This is a genomic window from Methanosarcina sp. (genome assembly GCF_049706645.1).
Taxonomy (GTDB): Archaea; Halobacteriota; Methanosarcinia; order Methanosarcinales; family Methanosarcinaceae; genus Methanosarcina.
On record NZ_JBNAKP010000015.1, the window covers coordinates 37,686 to 57,492 of the forward strand.

At 41.0% G+C, this 19,807-nt stretch carries 19 protein-coding genes; 10 read left to right on the top strand and 9 right to left on the bottom strand.

What is annotated here, in order from left to right:
- Nucleotides 1-1,117: 1,117 nt before the first annotated feature.
- The 7 genes from ACPK8D_RS06045 to ACPK8D_RS06075 form a co-directional block, all read right to left on the bottom strand.
- Nucleotides 1,118-1,621: a ferredoxin-thioredoxin reductase catalytic domain-containing protein gene (locus ACPK8D_RS06045; RefSeq protein WP_424716949.1), complete on the bottom strand. Its 504-nt coding sequence runs from the start codon at nt 1,619-1,621 to the stop codon at nt 1,118-1,120.
- A 123-nt stretch (nt 1,622-1,744) separates the two neighbouring features.
- Nucleotides 1,745-2,050, bottom strand: a complete 306-nt coding sequence (locus ACPK8D_RS06050; protein ID WP_424716950.1) for a glutaredoxin family protein — start codon at nt 2,048-2,050, stop codon at nt 1,745-1,747.
- Nucleotides 2,051-2,457: 407 nt separating this feature from the next.
- Nucleotides 2,458-3,126 carry a flavodoxin family protein gene (locus ACPK8D_RS06055; protein WP_424716951.1) on the bottom strand — a complete coding sequence of 223 codons (669 nt, stop codon included), beginning with the start codon at nt 3,124-3,126 and terminating at the stop codon, nt 2,458-2,460.
- Between the two features lie 54 nt (nt 3,127-3,180).
- Complete coding sequence (locus ACPK8D_RS06060; RefSeq protein ID WP_424716952.1) at nt 3,181-4,659, bottom strand: MFS transporter; 1,479 nt, start codon at nt 4,657-4,659, stop codon at nt 3,181-3,183.
- Nucleotides 4,660-5,175: 516 nt separating this feature from the next.
- Nucleotides 5,176-6,270 (bottom strand): acyltransferase family protein, encoded by a 1,095-nt coding sequence (locus ACPK8D_RS06065; protein WP_424716953.1) that lies wholly within the window; start codon nt 6,268-6,270, stop codon nt 5,176-5,178.
- Nucleotides 6,267-6,431 (bottom strand): hypothetical protein, encoded by a 165-nt coding sequence (locus ACPK8D_RS06070; RefSeq protein WP_424716954.1) that lies wholly within the window; start codon nt 6,429-6,431, stop codon nt 6,267-6,269. The genes ACPK8D_RS06065 and ACPK8D_RS06070 overlap by 4 nt, the downstream gene beginning before the upstream one ends.
- Nucleotides 6,432-6,887: 456 nt before the next feature.
- A complete protein-coding gene (locus ACPK8D_RS06075; protein ID WP_424716955.1) occupies nt 6,888-7,376 on the bottom strand; it encodes a YIP1 family protein in 489 nt (162 codons plus the stop codon).
- 658 nt (nt 7,377-8,034) lie between these two features.
- On the opposite strand from ACPK8D_RS06075, the gene ACPK8D_RS06080 reads away from it, so the two are divergent.
- A complete protein-coding gene (locus ACPK8D_RS06080; RefSeq protein ID WP_424716956.1) occupies nt 8,035-9,231 on the top strand; it encodes a peptidase U32 family protein in 1,197 nt (398 codons plus the stop codon).
- Nucleotides 9,232-9,819: 588 nt separating this feature from the next.
- Complete coding sequence (mch, locus tag ACPK8D_RS06085; protein ID WP_424716957.1) at nt 9,820-10,785, top strand: methenyltetrahydromethanopterin cyclohydrolase; 966 nt, start codon at nt 9,820-9,822, stop codon at nt 10,783-10,785.
- 52 nt (nt 10,786-10,837) lie between these two features.
- Here the strand turns inward: mch and ACPK8D_RS06090 are convergent, their stop codons facing one another.
- Complete coding sequence (locus tag ACPK8D_RS06090) at nt 10,838-11,050, bottom strand: hypothetical protein (RefSeq protein ID WP_424716958.1); 213 nt, start codon at nt 11,048-11,050, stop codon at nt 10,838-10,840.
- A gap of 95 nt (nt 11,051-11,145) precedes the next feature.
- On the opposite strand from ACPK8D_RS06090, the gene ACPK8D_RS06095 reads away from it, so the two are divergent.
- The 6 genes from ACPK8D_RS06095 to ACPK8D_RS06120 all read left to right on the top strand — a co-directional run bounded on the left by ACPK8D_RS06095 (nt 11,146) and on the right by ACPK8D_RS06120 (nt 15,652).
- Entirely contained in the window at nt 11,146-11,613 is a 468-nt protein-coding gene (locus ACPK8D_RS06095; protein WP_424716959.1) for a DUF2124 family protein, read from the top strand.
- Between the two features lie 140 nt (nt 11,614-11,753).
- A complete protein-coding gene (locus ACPK8D_RS06100) occupies nt 11,754-12,113 on the top strand; it encodes a carboxymuconolactone decarboxylase family protein (protein WP_424717148.1) in 360 nt (119 codons plus the stop codon).
- A gap of 237 nt (nt 12,114-12,350) precedes the next feature.
- On the top strand, nt 12,351-12,863 hold the full coding sequence (locus ACPK8D_RS06105) for a DUF6141 family protein (protein ID WP_424717149.1): 513 nt from the start codon (nt 12,351-12,353) through the stop codon (nt 12,861-12,863).
- A 482-nt stretch (nt 12,864-13,345) separates the two neighbouring features.
- Complete coding sequence (locus ACPK8D_RS06110) at nt 13,346-13,840, top strand: DUF6141 family protein (RefSeq protein ID WP_424716960.1); 495 nt, start codon at nt 13,346-13,348, stop codon at nt 13,838-13,840.
- Nucleotides 13,841-14,229: 389 nt separating this feature from the next.
- Nucleotides 14,230-14,799 carry a hypothetical protein gene (locus ACPK8D_RS06115; protein ID WP_424716961.1) on the top strand — a complete coding sequence of 190 codons (570 nt, stop codon included), beginning with the start codon at nt 14,230-14,232 and terminating at the stop codon, nt 14,797-14,799.
- A gap of 217 nt (nt 14,800-15,016) precedes the next feature.
- Nucleotides 15,017-15,652, top strand: coding sequence for a hypothetical protein (locus tag ACPK8D_RS06120; RefSeq protein WP_424716962.1), 636 nt, complete (start codon nt 15,017-15,019; stop codon nt 15,650-15,652).
- A gap of 76 nt (nt 15,653-15,728) precedes the next feature.
- Here the strand turns inward: ACPK8D_RS06120 and ACPK8D_RS06125 are convergent, their stop codons facing one another.
- Nucleotides 15,729-16,760, bottom strand: coding sequence for a class I SAM-dependent methyltransferase (locus tag ACPK8D_RS06125; protein ID WP_424716963.1), 1,032 nt, complete (start codon nt 16,758-16,760; stop codon nt 15,729-15,731).
- 565 nt (nt 16,761-17,325) lie between these two features.
- Here ACPK8D_RS06125 and ACPK8D_RS06130 point away from each other — a divergent pair.
- A complete protein-coding gene (locus ACPK8D_RS06130) occupies nt 17,326-17,547 on the top strand; it encodes a hypothetical protein (protein ID WP_424716964.1) in 222 nt (73 codons plus the stop codon).
- Between the two features lie 48 nt (nt 17,548-17,595).
- Nucleotides 17,596-19,770 carry an AAA family ATPase gene (locus ACPK8D_RS06135; RefSeq protein ID WP_424716965.1) on the top strand — a complete coding sequence of 725 codons (2,175 nt, stop codon included), beginning with the start codon at nt 17,596-17,598 and terminating at the stop codon, nt 19,768-19,770.
- The last annotated feature ends 37 nt before the right edge of the window (nt 19,771-19,807 follow it).

Sequence of the window (19,807 nt, forward strand, 5' to 3'; positions counted from 1 at the left end):
CTTCCTGTAACCTCTGTTTGCTGGCTCCAAGTGGACAGAATAATTAGAGAAACGAGACCTCCGGAATATTTGCCAGGCCGACATAAAAATTCCAGACATATTCTCAAAACCCCTTACAGTCGATCTGCGTAACGTAAAGCAGTGCCCACTTCTTATTTTTTGCATTCTCCAGAAGCAATTTAATATTTAACCTGCTGTTCTCCCTGATCAGCATTTGAATGTGATCATCACCTTTCAAACACTTTCAGGCTAATTTTTTGATTTCTTTAAGAAAGAACCCAATTTTATAAATAAAACTAAAATTAGAATGAGAACATGGTAGAATTGGAAAAAATCAATTGAATAAATCGATACTATCAGACACCATAAACAATAAAATGAACCTACAACTAAAAATATTATTAAATAAATATAACTGAACAAATTAAAGAACGAGGTATTTTTATCCGGAGAATTTGGCAAAAACCAGAAAATCATAAAAAGTATCACCAGGTCTGCGAATAATACGAATTGGCTTGCTGGATCAACTGGAAAAAAAGGTGTTAAAAGACCCCATAAACAATAAAGTGAGCCTATAAGTAAAAACATTATCAAAAAACCGAAACCGTCCAGAATAAATAAAGAAGTATTTTCATCTATATTCTTTGACCTGAGCCGGTAAGATACAATAAAAAGAAGTATTAACAGGACTGCAAATAATTCAAATTGACTTGCCGGATCGACCGGGAAAAAAGGTAATAACTCAAATGAGTCTGAGATTTTAGCATCTCCCTAATTTTTATCGATACGTTATCCCCTAAATAATACAAATACTTTTCTACTTTTGCTAGGAGATTGGTAAGTTCGGATCAGTGATTTTTCAGGTTACATGTTATTTCTTAGAAAAACCGCCAGCCTTCCCGGTGTGCCGAATTTAAATCTAGATAGACGATAGTGTTTTGGGATATTAGTGCTGAGCCGCTGTTAGAATATCCCCGACGCCCGCCTTGCCAATATTACATAATCCAGAACAACCTGAATCAAAAGGCACAGGCAAACGGAAGAAAAAATAAGTAAAAAATAAATAAAAAATGAGAATAGTAAAGGAAAAATTTACTGGAATTTCAGTAAATGAAATTTACATAAACCGTTCAAATCTTTCCTTTCTTGCTTTACAGATCGGACAGACCCCTGGAGGTTCGTCCATGGCACAGAGATATCCGCAAACTTTACATCTCCATACCGGTTTTGAAAGTTCCCCTGAAAATTCCATAGTTTCCATCATCTCGGCTCTTTTCTTTTCTTCAGCTAATTCAGCGTCTCTCTGTTCTTTCGAAGGGCGCCTTTCCGGAATCGGTTCCACGCTTCTTTCGCCCCGGATAACCTCGTCCGAAACATAAAGCGCACAGTAACAGGCTCCGTAATCGTTCAGATCGGGGTCTCTATAGTAGCAGGGACAGACAATATCCAGGTCTTCCACCAGATTATTAGCAGAAAGCCTGCAAGGGCAGGACCAGTAGCCGTACCGCCTCTCGTTGGCGAGCAGCCCCCTTACAAGATCCTTTGTGAACTCAACGTCAGGGTTGAGGTGATATCCCGACTTTTCAACCTGGTAATTCAAACGTTTGTAGACTTTGTCCACCAGTTCATCTGTTATGCCTTCTTCGGCGGCTTCCTCTTCTTTCAGCCTAATTCCCCCTTAAAAAACTTTTTTAGAAAAAGTTTTATCAAAAACCGAAACTTTTTCCTTCAACTCAAATCCCCTTTAAAACCCAAGAGCTTCACGGATTTGTTTTTCCTTAAAACCCACAATCGCCTTTTCCCCGTTTATAACAGTTGTCGGGAAAGAAACTGAAGGATTGAAGCGTCTTAACTCCTCGACAGCCTTATCTTCGTCTTCTCCATCAAGCTTATCCACGTATACAAAATCGAAATCCACACCAAGATCAGTAAGTAGCTTCTTTGTCTTTTTACACCATACACAGGTGCTAAGGCCATACATTACAACCTTACCCCTGTCAATTCCGGAAATGTGATTTCCTTGCTCCTTATCCAGAGTAGATATATCCATAGATTAACCCCCGGTCACGAAGTAAAGTTATGGCAGTACGCCTATGAGTACTTTGCTTCGAAAACGCGTTTAATCCCTGAGCCTGCCGGAAAATTAAGCCCTGGCAGGCTGCAAGTTTTGTAAATTACTTATGAGAAAATATAGACTAAAGTATATAAAATTTGGACATACTTATAAAGGTACAAGCAAATCTCCGGAAAGGAAATTGACAATAAAACAGCAAATTAATAATAAAACAGGAAATGCAGGGTGTATTCCCTGCCTTCTTAAAAAACTCGGATACCAATTCAAATACTAATTTAAATACTAATTTGCCGTTGTGCGGGCTCAGGCTTAAATAACAATTTACACTGTACGGTTTCAGATATCCGGCAACGGGCATTCAATTGAAGGTATCCGGCTGATTCTTATTTTATCAGGCCCATCCGCACGTACCAGTCGTAATCATGGGCAAACCGCTCTTTATTGGACTGTGCAAGCTGGCAGAAATATGCTGCGGTCTGGCGATGCATTTCATCCTGCTCCGGATATTTAATTTCTCCGCGGATTGACTTTACCAGCTTCTTACCAAGTTCTTCGGCAGATCCCGCAGCCTGCTGGGGTGCAGCCGGGTTTCCCACCATTGTAACGCCAAGACCTCCGACAACAGTAACGCCAAGATTCATGAGCACACTGTTCATGTATTCTACTACCACATCCGCCTTGTTTCCTCCTGCCGTGGATACCGAGCACCCGAATTTTCCGGCCAGCATCTGGCAGTGGATAGCATCCGAAAGCCGGTCAAAGAAGGCTTTCATGGGGGCCGGGACCGAATTAATATAGTTTGGGGCGCCAAGGACAATTCCATCGGAATTCAGAATCCTGTCAAAAAGCTCCTCGAAATCGTCGAGCTGGGGGCACTCCCCGGTCGCATAACAGGTTCCGCAGCCTGTACAATACTCTATATGCAATTTATAGAGATCTATCAGTTCGGTTTCTGCTCCTTCGGATTCGGCACCTTTGAGCACGGGTTTTACCAGTTGAAGGGTATTACTTTCGTTCCCTCTCGGGCTTGCATTGATTCCAAGAATTTTCATGATCATCGCCTTGATTAATAGATACAGGATTATCGCATATACAGAATAAACGTGTTACCTTTTATCTTTTTCAGGTGTGCTGGTCTGAGCTGTCGGGCTCCTTTTTCCTCTCACCAGGGATGCGAAAACTCCGAGAATGCAAAAGGCCGTAAACAGGATAAAAGCATAGTGCAGGCTTAAAACAAACTGGGGGTAGTAGGCTGGTGTGATCTGTACGGGGCCGATAATAATCGCAAAAATCATCATTGCGATACCCATTGAGAGCATCTGGCCAAGGAGCCGCATAGTCCCGTTCATCCCGGATGCGACGCCGTAGAATCTCCTATCTACCGAACTCATGATTGCATTCGTATTCGGGGATGAGAAAAGCCCGAAACCTACACCAAGGATAATCAGGATGACAACCAGATACCAGATAGGAGTTGTTTCTGTAAGGAAAATGAGAAGGAAGAGCCCAAGCGCAGTAAATGCCATTCCTGCCGATGCAACAATCCGCGGTTCAATCCTGTCCGAGAGCCGGCCGGCAACTGGCGAAATCATGGCCATGACAATCGGCTGCACTATCAGGATACTCCCCGCATGCCCGGGCGTGAAGCCTTTAGTGTATTGCAGGTCGAGGCTTAAGAGAAAGGTCACTGCGAAAGTCGCGCTGTAATTGATGAGTGCAGATAGATTCGAAAAGGCAAAAATTCGATTTTTTGTCAGAAGTGTAATATCAAGAACGGGAGAAGGTATTCTCATCTCATACAGAGCAAAAATAATAATCCCGAGAATTCCCATGGCTATCAGGGCAGCCCCTTTAAAATCCGGGAGAACTGAGAACCCGTACATGACTGCAACTACCGCTGCACCATATATGATTGACCCTGTCAGGTCGAACTTCTCTCCCCTGCACTCAGCCCATTCACCTTTAATCTTCCACAGGATCAGGAGAATTGTTATAATACCTATAGGGACATTTACGAAAAAGATGCTCCTCCAGCCAAGGTACTGTGTCATCGCACCTCCAAGTAAGGGACCAATGGAAAGCCCGATGTAAACTGCAGTAATATAAATACCAAGAGCTTTCCCACGCTCACCGGGCGGGAAGACCGATGTAACGATAGCGACGCCTGTCCCGAAGATCATGGCACTCCCAATACCCTGGATAACCCGTACTCCAATCAACATTTCCGTTGAGGAAACCATAGTCATAATTAAAGATGAAAGGCTGAAAATCGTAATACCGTAGAGGAAAATCTTTTTCCTTCCGTAAATGTCTGCGATCTTTCCGAACGGGACAAGAAACAGGGCTGAAGAAAGGAGATAAGCAGTCGCAACCCACGAAAGGGCGATCGCATCCATGTGAAACTCCGCCCCAAGTACAGGCAGGGCAATGTTTACTGCCGAACCGTCAAAAGGGGTAATAAATCCCGCAAGTATCGCAATAAGGAGCACAACCTGTTTCCCTGTGCCGACAACAGGAACATCAGGAGTGTGGCAGATTTCCGGGACTCCAGTAAATGATCCGGCGTTATTTTTTTCTTTTTCCATGTATATCACTGATCAAAAAGATCATAGTCTGCAGTCTGCAGTGTCAGGAAAATCGCAACCGATTTTGTGCAGGATAGGTTTTTCAGGATAATACTCCTTATAATACCTTTCCTCAGCGTCGTTGACTAATCGACATTTAGTATAACTTATTTCTTATTAAACATTATACCATTCAGCCGCAAACGTTGGACCGCTTGACCACGCCGTTGCCAGGGTTTTTTGATCAAACCTTTTTTTAAAAGGTTTGCGTTGCGCCGTTTTATCACTCGCTTATCGGGGTTTTCGATCAAACCTTTTTTGAAAAGGTTTGCGATCAAGCATTTTTTTAAAAGGTTTGCGTTGCGCCGTTTGATCCCGCCGCTTCCAGGGGTTTTTGATCAAACTTTTTTTGAAAAAGTTTGCGGTCAAGCCTTTTCAAAAAAGGTTGTGAAACTCGGACGAGACCGGACTCGGCTGAGGCTTCACTTCAGGAATTTTAAAGTTCGATTTTTTCGCAGGTTTTTCTCGACCAGACGCTCACTTACTGGAGCCAGTTGTAGAGCCTGTAAAGGGAAGGTCTTTGCGAGGGAATTTTTTGTGTGAAAAAGACTTTTTTAAACTTAATTCGAGGATCTGGAGGTTATAGGAAATAAAAAGCAGGAGGGGTAAAGCTACAAATATTAAAGTGACATCGTGCAGGATTGGGTTACTTATAAAGTTTGTCCCGGAATTCCAGAGCGCCAGAAACGGCCTGTGGAAAAGATAAATGCAATACGAAGCTGTAGCGATATGTGTAAGGGAAGGGCTCAAGGAATCTGAGAATTTGTCATTGATAAACTTCATTGCAAACCTGTATTCCAGAACACAGAACATTATTATGAATACGTTAAGAAATAAAGAATCAATAATAAATTTCAAGGTAACGTACCCCAGGCCCAGTGAATTTGCTATACTCCTTAACATCGATACAACCAGGGAAGACCCTACAGTACCACTACCTGCAGATTCAATGGTTAAAGAGACTTTCGGGTCCAGGAGAAGGGCTGTTCTTGAGCCCAGAACAATAACCAGTACGAATATGACTGGAAGGGTTGCAAGAATTATCTGGACGAAAGGAATTTTCATGATCACTGTCACTGGCTTTTCAAACAGTCTTTCTTTACAGGTAAGGATTCCAAACACGAATATCGGGAAAAACATAAAAAAACGGTGATCAATAACGTTAAAAGTTCTTGAGATTAATATAAACCCGAGAAATACAAGAGAAGAGTGAAATAAAAGCTGTTTTGAATTTTTTGAGAACATAATGATGAATGGGTAAATTGTATAGAAAACAATAATTAAACCAATAAAGTATAATGTCAACATTGGAGATGCATAAGCTGGAGCAAGGAAAATTTGTAATCCCAGCATATGCATGATTATATTCTGAAAACTAAATGCCTGTTCAGCGTTGGGGAATACAAAGCCTGAGTTTAACCCTGGAGCAAATATAAAAAACACAAGCATAAAAGTGCCAATAGCGTCCCAGTATAGAGGGAAAATTCTCAGGAGCCTTTTCCTGTAGAAATATAATACGTCGTGGAATGAGGGTATTGAGTGATTATTATAATATAATAAATATCCACTCATAAAAATAAAAGTCCCAGACCCATGTTCGCTAAATATGGATCAACGGCATAGAGGGCTAATTTGCTGCAAGTAGAAGATAAAAAGTTGCTTAAGTGGGCTGGAATAATCATTGCTATCGCTAAAGCCCTCAGGAAATCAAATGCAATTATTTTGTTTTTCATAATCTCAACTCCATAAATGAAATCTCAAATATATGTGAATCGGCTTCTCTAGCACCTGCTTACTCAAGACCTGACTCACAAAATAACTTTTATAATAATTATAATTGTGTTAAAAATGCATCAATATTTTTTATATATATAAACTCTGTGGTTTTTTTATCGACTTCTCTACATAATTATTAATTAAGTACAAAATTTTTATACTTATATTATTCTTAAAAACCTCCTTTTTCCGCAGGACTTTCTATCTCATTTTACGCGGGCATCCAGGGTTCTGAAGCTTATTTTTATCACTACTAAAAATTATGCGAAAGATTGTCGCAGGTAAAATTAGAGTTCGCAGGTGAGGTAAAGAAATTAATAATTCTTTTAAAGTAAAAGAGAAACTTATTAAAGCAAAAAAGAAGGTTTATTGAAATAAAAGGAAAATTTATTAAAAAATATTAAAATAAAAATTTATAGAGAAATGCCTGTATTATAGAGAGTTCCCAGAAAAGTAAGAAGGACAAAAGACGTGGCAAGGTACCAGAACTCCCACAGGAGTGCAGCAAAAGCTGATTTCTTAAAATCCAGCTTATGGATTAACTGGCCTCCCCGGGTTATAAGGTATGCACCATATAGGGTGAATATAAGGCTGAAATCGACCGGGATAATCTTGAGCTCGATTGCCAGGACAGGAATCGTGACAAACAGGTTTGCTGCGTATGAATATGATAGAATCTGGAGGGATTTCTGGTAGATGGCTTTCCCTCCTAACACCTTAAATAATCCGTGTAAAACCGCACTATCGATAAAAAGCCGCATGATAAAAACAAACAGGAACCCGGCAAAAAAGAAGGGGAGAGCTCCCCAGGTGATCTGTTCTCTCATAAGTATTGTTCCCGGGATCAGGCTGCATACGAGAGCGAAAACTACCGCATTGAAAAAATCCTTTTCTGTGGACACCCGCTTGAAAAAAGCTGAAGGTTGTAACAGGATATCTGCAAATATATTCACGAAGACCATGGTAAAACCTGAAATATTAATTCCTGAAAACAACTATGGTAAAAAAGTATAAGAGTCTTTGTGTGTATAAGAATTTCCCTATTGAGGCAATCTGACCACTTCAGATAATATCTCGAAATAAAAGAGTCTTTTAAAGCTTCTTAGTATCTCTCAACTCAAAAAATAAAAAATGTATTTCCGGTGCTAATACGGCCCCGAATTTTACTTTTGAAAAAAGTTATATTTTTCTTAATTCTGCCGTTTCTCACCAGATTTTCTACAGCTTGCTCTTCTCCCCTGAAGTTTATTCTTCTCCCATTTCTTTTCTGAATTCTATGTAGTCTCTCTCGACTTCTTCAAGTTCGTATTCCATTTTATCCCCCCGTCTTCGATTATGATAACAGTAATTTATTTTTGCCTTTGTTTATTAACAAAAGCTATTTCTCTGAATTTACCTTAGTCCCCATTTTGAAAAATGCTCTTCATTTATATAAAGTTTTCCGTTAACCTGAGTATCTTCCTGCTGACTGCCATAAGTTGACATTTCTTAATCTTATTTATTATACTGTATGAGGGTGGTAAGATATTTTTAAATGAAAGATAGGTGTTTTCTGTCTTCATGCGTAAAAGCTCAAAACCTGAACTCATTGTGGGGATCAGAAACCTTTCAGGGCTTGAAGCCTGCTCAGGATATGCGGACGCGGTTTATTTTTCAACCGACAGGCTCAGCCTCAGGGCTAAAGCAAAAGAAATCACTCTGGAAACCCTTAGCGATTTTGTTTCTGAGGTAAAAGCCAGAGGGTTGAAGGCTTATCTGGCTGTAAACTCGACAGTAAATGAAGAAAGACTCGGCGATGCATCGGATGTGATAACTGCAGCTTCGAATGCAGGAGTAGACGCAGTTATTGCCTGGGATCCGGCCATAATTCTCAGGGCACGGAAAGCCGGGCTTCGAATTCATATCTCTACGCAGGCAAATGTTACCAACCATGAAACTGCAAATTTCTACAGAGATCTCGGGGCAGAACGGATTGTGCTTTCGAGAGAGCTTTCCCTTGAAGAAATAAGAAAAATAAGCCAGCGCACTGAAGTAGAAATCGAAAATTTCGTTCACGGGGCAATGTGCATGGCAGTCTCAGGCCGATGCCACCTCTCGGCTTACGCTCTCGGAAAATCCGGAAACTGCGGGGAATGCACCCAGCCCTGCCGCTGGGAATGGGAACTTCACGGGGAAAACGGGCTTGTCGCAATAAGCCTTGGAAAGTACCTTCTCAGTGCAAAAGATCTCTGTATGATAGGGCACATTCCCGAGCTTCTTGAAGCTGGCATAACTGCCTTTAAAGTGGAAGGGCGGCTGCGGGATCCTGGCTACCTTGAAACGGTTTCCCGCTGTTACAGAGAGGCGATTGACGCCTGTAGAGAAGGAAACTATACTCCTGAAAAAATAGAATCCTGGAGATGCGCACTTGCTTCGGTCTATAACAGGGGCTTTTCTACTGGCTTCTACTTTGGGGTTCCGGGCCTTGAGGGCTTTTCTCCAGAAAAAGATATGAATGCCTCGGAAAAGCAACGCAGGGCTGCCGGAGTGATCGAGAATTATTATCCAGAACAACAGGCTGCAGCCGTCAGGCTTCTTGAGGAAGGGCTTACAGTCGGAGATGAAGTGATAATTGAAGGGAATACCACTTATTTGAGGCAGCGAGTCCGTTCCCTGAAGAAAAAAGGCGAACTTCTTGAAAGGGTTAAAAAAGGAGAAATGGTTGGCCTCGCCGTTGACGGGCCAGTTCGCAGAAATGACAGGATTTTCATAATATAACTACAGCAAATAAAATTTTATAATTAAACACAGAATCCTGCGATTATGTAGCTGTTACGGATAAAATAATAAAACGCTGTAATTGCAATATAAAATATTGCAATTAAAAAACTAAAATATTACAATTAAAAATTAAAATACTAAAATTAAAAAACTAAAATATTACAATTAAAATAATAAAACAGTATCTATATATTGGATTCTTCCTATACGGATAACTGGCCAGCGGAAAGAAGAAATCACAGGAAAGAATTGCTATATGAATCGTTGTATATTGTCCGATAATACCCTTAATCGGCTGGATACCCTTTTATCGGATAAATAACCTTGTCTGTTAACTCTGATCGGCGGGCCGAACCTTCATCCTGGTAAACGGCAGCCGATTAATTACCGATCCTCAGATCGATAAAAAACTTTTGATTAAGATTATTCTTTACAAGCAATATTCTTTACAAGCAATATTCTTACAAGCAATTCTCTGACCGATAAACATTCCTCTTCCGCAATAGGGACAGGTAAGGATTAACTTCCTGACTGAGTGAGGATAGTATTCCTGTTTATCCCGGAGCCAGTAGTAAAGGTGATACTTTGATAAGCGTCAACGAAATGGGATCATACGTCATCGAAGAGATGCTCGACTGGAGCGAAGACCTGAAAACTGAAGTACTCAAGCTCGAAAACGGGGCTACGGTTATCGACTGTGGAGTTAAAGCCGAGGGCGGATATGAAGCCGGAATGTACCTGGCAAGGCTCTGCCTGGCCGACCTTGCTGACCTCAAATATACTACTTTTGACCTGAAAGGCCTTAAGTGGCCTGCCATCCAGGTAGCAACTGACAATCCTGTCATTGCCTGTATGGCTTCCCAGTACGCAGGCTGGAGAATCTCGGTAGGCAGTTACTTCGGAATGGGCTCGGGCCCTGCACGTGCCCTCGGCTTAAAACCTAAAGAGCTCTATGAGGAAATCGGGTATGAGGATGACTTCGAAGCTGCAGTCCTTGTCCTGGAATCCGATAAGCTCCCTGATGAGAAAGTTGTGGAATACATTGCAAAACACTGCAGCGTAGACCCCGAAAACGTAATGATTGCTGTTGCTCCTACAGCCTCTATTGCTGGTTCTGTCCAGATCTCGGCCCGTGTTGTAGAAACCGGGATCCACAAGTTCGAATCCATCGGTTTTGATATCAACTGCATTAAAAGCGGATACGGCATTGCCCCAATTGCTCCTGTTGTCGGAAACGATGTGCAGTGCATGGGCTCGACCAATGATTGTGTGATCTACTGTGGCGAAACCAATTATACGGTCCGCTTCGATGGGGAACTGGCCGACCTTGAGGAATTCGTAAAGAAAGTGCCTTCCAAAACCTCCGGGGACTTCGGAAAGCCTTTCTATCAGACCTTCAAAGAAGCAAACTTTGACTTCTTCAAGGTTGATGCAGGCATGTTCGCCCCTGCAAGGCTTACGGTAAACGACCTTAAGAGCACAAAAACCATTTCCAGCGGCGGGCTCTATCCGGAAATCCTGCTTCAGTCCTTCGGAATCAGGCAGGTTTAAAGGGCGAATGCCCTTTTTAATTATTTTTATCTTTTGTAACTTTGTTTTAATATTACGTTTCAGTTTTTAATTTATTTTTACCCTTTGTATTAATTCTCTTTTTTAATCTTCTTTTAATTCTCTTCTTTAATCTTCTTTTAATTCTCTTTTTTAAGTTTGTTTTTAATTTCGGATTTCTAAAATTTTTATTTTTTTCGATTTTATATTCCTTTCGAGAAATCTCTTTTTTTCCCGGACCTTTCTTAATAAACTGTGTTAACATCATTTATTTAACGAATGTCTCCAATCTTACTGTAGAAATACAATGCTCTAAGAAATGCTAAAAAAAAGATTTTATTGAAAGCCTAAGGAGAGAATTTAGTGCCAATAATAAACACCTCACAGGGAGTAGGAGGCATCCTGAACAGTTTCAGGGGCCTTGTCGAAGGCGCAGAGAAGATTACTTTTGTGGGAACTCCAGGGTTCTGCACCCCTTTTGCCGAACTTCTAGGTTTTGTAGTCCGGGATCGGGAGCTTGCTTTCATTTCCAGCCTGGACTTTGAGAAAGCCAGGTCCATCTTCATGGATTACGAAGGCATGCAGCTTGGGGAACTTACAGATGCGCACGCTGATGTTGTTGTCCTGCTGGGCGGGCTTGCGATGCCAAGGATCGGGATAAGCCCTGAAAAAGCAAAAGAAGTTGCCAGAGAAATCCTTGAAGGCTCGGAGAAAGGAAGAATTATCGGAGTCTGCTTCCAGTCGTCGTTCATGCAGCAGAAATGGGATGAAATAATTAACTTTGATCATATCATCAACTCCGACCTGGCGGTTGAGGTGCTGGAAACCTGAATTTTCCTGAGCTGATTTCAGGAATTCCTGAAGCTTCCGGGCAGAAAGAAGCCCTTTCTTTCCCTTTCTATTTTTCAGATTTTGTAAATTTTTAATGGGATACAATTATATCTGATCCTAACTTATGAAATATGATAATTATGGAGAAAGCTGCTAAAGAAATCAGGGAATTAAAGGGCTTCTTGCCCAGATCCATTGTGTATGCCGGACAGATAAATGAAGACTTTGCCGAAGGGATAGCAGGCTTTTATAAAGCCGTCTGGGAGGAAAGGGAAGGTGGGCTTTCTGCAAAACAGAAGCATCTCATGGTCTTTGCCATAGCTTGCTCCAGCAACAATATCCAGAGTGCGGTCAAAATCCTGGAGAGGCTTCAGAAATTCGGAGCCACACGAACCGAGATCAATGATGCCATGATGCTCGCGGCCTGGACAGGCGGAATCCAGAGTTTCACGGATTTCAGTGCAGCAGTACTTAAAGAAATGGAGAGATTGGGCTATTAAACTTATTGAAAAACTTTTTCTTAAGACTATTAAGTTTTTCTTAAGACTATTTTTCTTTAATTTTTCAAAAGATTCTATTTTTTTGGTATTTAATTTTATAATACTCAATTTAAAACTTTTTGATATACCAATACATTTATCAATAAATATTCTCGATCATATTCATACATTCTACACAATCCTGAGGCCTGGCAAAAAATGGACTTTACAGATAGGAAAGTGAATGCTCCAAATAGAATGAACGCTCCAGTTCTTTTTAGAGAAGTTCAAAAAATGAATCAGATGTGGGTCTGGCTCATTGTTGCAATTCCTATCATTATTTCCTGGTATGGGGCTTACCAGCAACTGTTACTCGGCAAACCTTTCGGAAACAATCCTGCTCCTGACTGGATGATCCTGCTTTACTTTCTGATATTCGGGATTCTCTTTCCTATTTTTTTCTATTCCATAAAGCTGGTTACCGAAGTCAGGAAGGACGGGCTATCTGTCCGCTTTTACCCTTTTCATCTCTCTTTCAAAACCTTTCCGTTTGAGACTGTCCGAAATTACGAAGTCCGGACTTACAACCCTCTCAGGGATTACGGGGGCTGGGGTATACGTTATGGGCCTAAAGGAAAAGCCTATACTACAGCAGGTAACAGGGGCGTACTTTTTGAATTTGCCGACGGGAAAAAGATTAAAAAGCTAATGATTGGATCACAGATCCCGGAAAAATTCGCAGAAGCCGTCAGAAGGGGCATTAAAAGGTAACCTCTTAAAATTCCCGCAAGAAGTATTAAAAAGTCGCTGGAAAAGGACGACAAAAGTTTTGTTTTTATCATTCCATCCTATCCACTCAGTGCCGTTTAAACCACTTTTCCGTCTATTTTATGAATATTTTATAATCTATTACAAATTTTATTAAAGCCTGAATATTATTAAATTTTTAAATTAAAAGATATATACTATTTTCATTTTTTTCGGAAGGTTTATTTACTCAGTTTTTATAGAAAAAGTCAGGAATATTTTCTATGCAGGCCTTCGCCCAGGTGCCGAGTCGCTATACCGGTGTCTGAATAAAGCACTGTTACACGGTATACATTTCGGTCAGGTGTACAAAAAGGGAAGTAATCAGTCAGGTAGCTGTAAGATAGACTTCCAGCAGGGCTGAGGCGCCTGTTCGCCAGGCAATCGAAAGTGAATTTCCAGTCAAGGCATGTAGAGGTAAGGCACGTTTCAAGGAAGGGACTTTTATGGAACAGCCGAAAACATGTGTAATTTATCGGGAAGTACAGGATCTGCATAACAATTTTTTCCTTGTTTCTGTCCTTTATCCTGCACTCCTGCTCTGGTATATCGAAATCCATAGCTTGGTCTTCGGAAAACCTTCCGGAGTCCATAACGTTCCTGGCACATACCTGTTTGTGCTCTGGGTTATCTTCGGGTTATTTTTTCCTCTTGTATTTTACTGTACAAAGCACATAACTGAGGTCAGAAGTGACGGAATCTACATTCGCCTGATACCCCTGGATCTTTCCTTTAAGAAGATTCCCTTCCATATAGTGGAAGAGTGCAAAATTAAGGTTTATGACCCTCTTACAGGAAAAGAATCTGATGTATTACAAGCTTCCAAAAAAGTTAACCCTGTTGTAACCCTGAAACTTATATCCGGAGAAAGAATGCTTATCAGCTCCAGAAAACCCGAAGAACTCTGCAGCGCAATCAAGCAGGCTGCAGCACAGTATTAAGAATTCCTGCTTTTCAGACCTGGTATTGAGAATTCCTGCTTTTCATATCCTGGTATTGAGAATTCCTGTTTTTCAGAGCCTTCACATTGCCGATATTTTAGTTTTTGAGCTTTCCCGAGCCCGAAGAATTCCTCAGGATTAACTGAAAATTTATATTTATAGAAGCTTAATAACTATTAGAGACCTCCGAAAAGTAAAGGGATGGGAGGTCTGTAACGGATAAACGGTTATTGGAACATGCAGCTAATCCTGGAACATGCAGCTAATCCTGGAACATACAGCTAAACTTTTTAAACCTGCTCGGGGGAAGAGGCATTAAAAGAGACAGGAGGAAAAATTTTTCACCGCAAGGAACGGAAGCCCTTTACAGGGAACATGCCGGAAAGCCTGTGATTGAACTTGAACTCAACAGCCTGATGCAGCTTTTTGATTCTTTTGACCCTGCTCCCTTCCGTGAAAAAGATCTTGATCCGGATGCGGAAGAGTATATTTACAATGCTGTAGATGAATTTCCCCTGAAAAAATCTCTTGAGATCATGATATACCTTCCTTCTGCGGACGTAAGTGCAGAAATCGACACTGACCTCAAAGAAGCTATAAGGAATCACTTTTCATACAAGAAACTCCTTACTGAAATTGATTTGAGGAGACTTCTTCAGCGGGGAAGAAGAAACCTAATAATAGCACTTTTCTTCCTGTTTTTGTGCCTTCTTACAATTCGGCTGTTTTCGACTTTCGAAGAAAGCCTCCTGAATACCCTGCTTTCCGAAGGTCTCCTTATAATCGGCTGGGTTGCCATGTGGGAACCGGTATATATTTTTCTCTATGGCTGGTGGCCTATTGTCCACAAACGTGATATTTACCAGAAAATCGTTGATATGGATGTATATATAGGAACAGGCTCGTCTGCAGGGGAGAGGAATTCCCACTATATTTTTACTTCAAAAAAGGAGCCCTAACATCTTTCTTAACGTCTTTTCAGTTTGGCCCGAAACCTAAAGCAAAAAAGCAATGTCTTATATAGAACTTGAAAACTGTTCTAATTAAGTTTAAAAGATTTTTTCTTTTAAACTCTTAACAGTATTTAATGCCTTAACGATTTCTTAAATCTTAAGAGTTCCTAAATCCTTAAGAATTTCAAAAATTGCAAAGACGGTTACGGAAGGTAGATGAAAAATGGTCTGGGGGATAGATTTTTCCCCTAAAGGCACTGATGCCCTTTACAGGGAACGAAACGGAAAACTCCTTATCGAACTTGAGCTGCACAGCATAATGCAAATTTTCAATTCTTTTGATCCTGCCCCTTTTCATGAAAAAGAGCTTGATCCGGAAGCGGAAGAATATATTTACAATACCGTTGGAGAGTTCCCTCTAAAAAAGCCCCTTGGAATCATGATATATGTCCCTCCTTCCGAAGTTGATAAAGAAACGGAGCATACTCTTAAGGAAGCAATCAGGAATCATTTTTCTTATAGAAAAGTTCTCACGGACATAGAACTGAGGAGGCTTCTTCAGCGGGGAAGAAGAAATATGACAATTGCAATCGTTTTCCTCTTTCTCTGCCTGCTTATAATCCGGCTCCTTTCAACTCTTGAAGGAAGCCTGGTAAATACCATGCTTTCCGAAGGCCTGACAATCATCGGCTGGGTTGCCATGTGGGAACCTGTGTATGTTTTCCTCTATGGTTGGTGGCCTGTTGTCCAAAAAAGAAATATTTACAGGAAAATTCTCAGCATGGATATAAGTGTCATACCTGGCTCCCCGGGCAAGGTAAAACTGACAGATTCCCGCTTTTCTCCGAATAAAAATTAACTGCAGGTTGCCGGCCTGAACTTTGCTGAGTAGTGATAACTGCGGGCTAGCAGTCTGTAATTTACCTGATAAATCTTTATTCAAAGATCCGGGCGTCCACAACCATATGCAGGACGCCTGGAGAATATTTCTTTATCCTGCGGGTCTCCAGGATCTCAACTTTCTTTCCCAGGGTGTATGCAGCTTTTCTTATCCTTTCCTGAGGCCTGGTTCTGGCAAGACTCTCCGGAACTGTCTCGTGGTAGTGCAGAATCCCGCCGCTTTTTTTCAGGGCTTTTATAGCCGGCCCGAGATAATGATGTGTTGTTCCAACGTATCCCATAAGCACACGGTCGGCTGTTCCTTCAGGGGTAACCTTCGAGCAGTCTCCGCAGATTGGGACAAAGATATCCTCTACTTTATTTAGCCTGATATTTTCCTTCAGGTAGGCAAAAGATTCAGGATTAATCTCGATCCCGGTAATTTTTTTCGGCCTGGAATGCACAGCCATGGGAATTGAAAAGTACCCTATCCCTGCGAACATATCCACTACGACTTCCCCTTCTCCGAACCTGCTCATCCGCTTTCTTTCTTCAAGGTTCCCTTTGGAGTACATCACCTTTGTTACATCCTGCTTAAAAAAACAGCCGTGCTCTTTGTGGAAGGTTTCGGTTCCGCTGCCTATAAGAAGCTCCCTTTTTGGCTGGCGGAACTGCCCTTCGATTCCAAAATCCCTTACAACGGTCCTGCACTTAGGGTACATGGAAAGAAGAGTTTCAGCTATCCTTGTTTTTTTATCTTCCAGAATTTCAGGGATGCCAACTATTATTATATCTCCCAGAATTTGCCAGCCTGCAGGGACACATGCAAGTTCGGTTTCGGAAAGAACGTCTTTGAGGTATTCTTTGAGGGACATGGGGGTTTTCAGGAATTCTGGGTCTTCCTGTTCAACTACAGGAAAATCTCCTACTTTTTCTCCTGCGGCCTCCGTGACAGGGATTTCAAGAAAAGCGCCTTCCACAGTCTGGAGTTTTCGGATCTTTCTTGAAGTATCCAGAAATTTTTCCTTGACTGCTTTTTCCCTGACTTCTTCCCCTTTTCCCGGGGGAACCCTGATTACTCTATACATTGGACTTGAAGAATCGCATGCATAGAATTAATGTTTTTTGTCTGAACTTTTTGTAAATCCGTTACTTACTCAATAAAATGTGATCTGAATTATACATTACATATTGAAAAATTACATAAATAAAAAAGTATAAATAGTCCAAGAAAGTAAAGTATCTTAACCTGGTGAAGTATCCGTTTAGAGGACGTTGTGATTTTTGGCTTTTCTGGAGCGAGCGATAGGGCGATGAAAACTCCTATGACCAGTTTATGCTGTAAGTTCTGAAACAAATTTTTATTTTTCAATAAGTTTCCGATCGCCGGAAAATAGTACAGACAAACCTTAGCCTAAGGCAGCCGTATTTTTAGATTTTATCAGTCCTGACTGAAATTTATTATTTTCGGAACCACGGGTTGTTTTTTAAGATAGATATTGGGAAGGAGGTGACTCCATATTTGTATGTGAGTGTGGAAAATTAGTAAGGGAAAAACTACGGGAAGACACATTCAAAGATTATATTGAAACATCCCGAAATCCATCTACTCGAACTATAGGACACAGTAATTGCGGGCTAATTTTTAATTTTGTGGATGGAAACTGGCCAAAGAAGTACTCCTCAAGAAAAGAATTGAAAATACTGGCGGCAGCTTTTGCGGAAAATAATGAATTATACTCCGAGAAAGCAGAAAAATTTTTAGTAGAGGTAGATAGGCTCAAGTCCCATGGTAAGTTTTCAGATGATCAAATTCTGCTCTATGCATACCAGAGGGTTTTGACCTGTGAGGTTTCAGACAAAAAATCTCACTGAATTGAAAGTTTGAATTCCTAAAAATATATGGACTCTTATGCAACAGATATGAAACCATACGAGAATAGCCTTGAACATCTTCTGGATGAACTTTCCAGAATAGACTTGCTGATAAAAACTTACCTCGAAAACTGGCTGGAAGATTTTCCTGGAACTGGAGGCGAATTTAGAGGCCTGTATGTATCCGAAACTGAAATAGAAGGGATTCGAAGAAGTCCGGGTTTCGGAAGCACGCAAGGGATGCTGCAAGATGTTCAGGTTGAAAAACTAAGGGAAATCAATGCGATAAGAAAAGAAATCGATGCCAGGATCGAAGAAAGTCTGAAAATAGGCAGGGAATTAAGATTTCATAGACTTTCTGAACTTTTTGGGCTTGATCCTTTTGAAATAGATATACTTTTAATCGGGCTTGCTCCGGAACTGGATCTCAAATATGAGAAGCTCTATGCGTATCTACAAAACGATATGAATAAAAAAAAACCGACAGTGGATCTGGCCCTGGCTGTGCTCTTCCCAATAATTGAAGAAAAGATAAAAGCTAGAGTGTACTTCTCTCCTTCCGCCTCCCTTATGAAAAATCAGCTGATTCATTTCTCAGAAGGCGAAATAAATACTGACCCGTCCCTTATATCCCGTTCCATCAAAATAGATGATAGAATAGTTAATTTTTTGCTCGGTTTTGACGATCTGGATCTGAGAATCAGGAATTTTTCTTATACCGTAAAACCTGACAAGTCCTTTGAAGATCTCATCCTGCCTGCAGAGTTAAAAAGCGCGTTAATTAATATGGCAGGCTGGTACAGCGGAAACAGGTTACCACTTAAGTTTCTATTTTGCGGTCCTTCCGGAAGCGGGAAAAAAACAGCTGCAGAAGCTATTTGCAGGGAAGCAGGAATAAATCTTCTTGTAGTGGACTCAAAGTTCTTGCTTGAAGGCAAGTCTCTTGAAATTGCAAATCTCATAATGCGAGAAGCACTCCTGCAAAATTCTGCACTCTACCTTCAAGCCTTTGATGTACTTCTAGAGGATAAAGAACCAAAGAACTTCTATGAAATCCTGGTCCAGGCCTTTAAGTCCTTTCCGGGATTGATATTCCTGGCAGGAACAGAGTCCATGGAATTCAATAAGAGTTTGATAAATAATGATTTCATCCCATATACCTTTCCTCTGCCTTCGTACCCGGTCCGTAAACAGCTCTGGGAGTCCTGCCTGAAAGACTGCAGGCTGGCCGAAGAGGTGGACCTGAACGCGCTTGCGAGCAAATTCAGGTTCAGCGGTGGCCAGATAAGGGATGCTGCCCATACAGCACGCAGTTTTTCAAGAGAAAGAACCCCTTCCAGCCCGGTATTGTCTCTGGAAGATCTCTATAAAGGCTGCAAGATCCAGTCCAATCAGAAGCTCAGCTCTCTTGCTCTGAAAACCAATCCCCATTATACATGGGAAGATATCGTTCTTCCGAAAGACACACTGGAGCATTTAAAAGAAGTTTCTGGCTTTATCAAGTACAAAGGAAAAGTACATTCAGATTGGGGTTTTGAAAAGAAATTGTCTCTTGGAAAAGGCCTTAACGTTCTTTTTTCAGGTCCTCCCGGAACAGGAAAAACAATGTCGGCAGAGATTCTTGCAAATGAGGTAAAACTGGATCTTTATAAAATCGATTTGTCAAGCCTTGTCAGCAAGTACATAGGAGAAACCGAGAAAAATTTGAAAAAGATCTTTGATGAAGCTGAAACGAGCAATTCAGTTCTCTTTTTTGATGAGGCTGATGCCCTTTTTGGTAAAAGGTCCGAAGTAAAGGATTCGCATGACCGCTATGCAAATATTGAGACCGCTTATTTGCTTCAAAAAATGGAGGAACATGAAGGAACAGTGATTCTTGCAAGCAATTTCAGAAAAAACATGGACGATGCTTTTCTCCGCAGGCTCCATTTCACAGTTGAGTTTCCTCTTCCTGATGATAAGTCAAGAGAAAATATCTGGCGAAAAGCGTTCCCAAAAGAAACCCCAATTTCAAAAAACCTGGATTTTGCTTTTCTTTCAAAATTCAAGCTAACTGGAGGAAACATCAAAAATATAGTTCTTGCTGCTTCTTTTTTGGCTGCGGAGGATTCTGGGGCCGTTGTAATGGAACATATAATAAAAGCTACGAAAAGAGAATATGAAAAGATTGGAAAACTTTTCACCGAAATTGACTTTGGAGAGTACTACAAATTTTGCAAATAATTCGGATACTTAAACTTATGACGTTTACTTCAAAATT

Coding starts and splice junctions, on each gene's coding strand:
- ACPK8D_RS06070 (WP_424716954.1), bottom strand. CDS start 6,431: ATGAAAAACAAAATAATTGCATTTGATTTCCTGAGGGCTTTAGCGATA.
- ACPK8D_RS06090 (WP_424716958.1), bottom strand. CDS start 11,050: ATGATGTTAACACAGTTTATTAAGAAAGGTCCGGGAAAAAAAGAGATT.
- ACPK8D_RS06060 (WP_424716952.1), bottom strand. CDS start 4,659: ATGGAAAAAGAAAAAAATAACGCCGGATCATTTACTGGAGTCCCGGAA.
- ACPK8D_RS06100 (WP_424717148.1), top strand. CDS start 11,754: ATGGAGAAAGCTGCTAAAGAAATCAGGGAATTAAAGGGCTTCTTGCCC.
- ACPK8D_RS06120 (WP_424716962.1), top strand. CDS start 15,017: ATGGTCTGGGGGATAGATTTTTCCCCTAAAGGCACTGATGCCCTTTAC.
- ACPK8D_RS06050 (WP_424716950.1), bottom strand. CDS start 2,050: ATGGATATATCTACTCTGGATAAGGAGCAAGGAAATCACATTTCCGGA.
- ACPK8D_RS06055 (WP_424716951.1), bottom strand. CDS start 3,126: ATGAAAATTCTTGGAATCAATGCAAGCCCGAGAGGGAACGAAAGTAAT.
- ACPK8D_RS06080 (WP_424716956.1), top strand. CDS start 8,035: ATGCGTAAAAGCTCAAAACCTGAACTCATTGTGGGGATCAGAAACCTT.
- ACPK8D_RS06105 (WP_424717149.1), top strand. CDS start 12,351: ATGAACGCTCCAGTTCTTTTTAGAGAAGTTCAAAAAATGAATCAGATG.
- ACPK8D_RS06135 (WP_424716965.1), top strand. CDS start 17,596: ATGAAACCATACGAGAATAGCCTTGAACATCTTCTGGATGAACTTTCC.
- ACPK8D_RS06125 (WP_424716963.1), bottom strand. CDS start 16,760: ATGTATAGAGTAATCAGGGTTCCCCCGGGAAAAGGGGAAGAAGTCAGG.
- ACPK8D_RS06065 (WP_424716953.1), bottom strand. CDS start 6,270: ATGAGTGGATATTTATTATATTATAATAATCACTCAATACCCTCATTC.
- ACPK8D_RS06110 (WP_424716960.1), top strand. CDS start 13,346: ATGGAACAGCCGAAAACATGTGTAATTTATCGGGAAGTACAGGATCTG.